The sequence below is a fragment of the Actinomyces sp. B33 genome, from assembly GCF_028437565.1.
Lineage (GTDB): Bacteria > Actinomycetota > Actinomycetes > Actinomycetales > Actinomycetaceae > Pauljensenia.
In genome coordinates this window covers 1-261 of sequence record NZ_JAMRYR010000011.1, presented here as the reverse complement: position 1 = coordinate 261, position 261 = coordinate 1, and the positions used below count along the sequence as shown (strand labels likewise).

General features: G+C 62.8%; 1 pseudogene. It reads left to right on the top strand.

The window, feature by feature from the left end:
* Positions 1-25: 25 nt before the first annotated feature.
* Positions 26-261, top strand: a pseudogene (locus M3T53_RS09800) (hypothetical protein); the annotation flags it as partial.

The window sequence follows — 261 nt, the reverse complement described above, 5'->3', positions numbered from 1 at the left end:
GGGGTGTGCTTTTACGGTGTGGCGCATGGTTGGTGTGTTGCGCGGTGTTGTTGGGTTTGTGGGGCTTGTTGTTGGGGTGGTGTGGGGGCTTGGTGCGTGTTCGCCTGGTTCGGGTGTTGTGGTGGGTCAGTCGGTGGGCCAGTCGGGGGAGGTGATGTCGGGCGGGTATCGGGTGGGTCCTGATGGGGGGCTGGTCAAGCCCGATGTGGTGGTTTCTGTGCCGAGGTTGAATGGGGCGGCGTTGCAGTACAACGACATCGG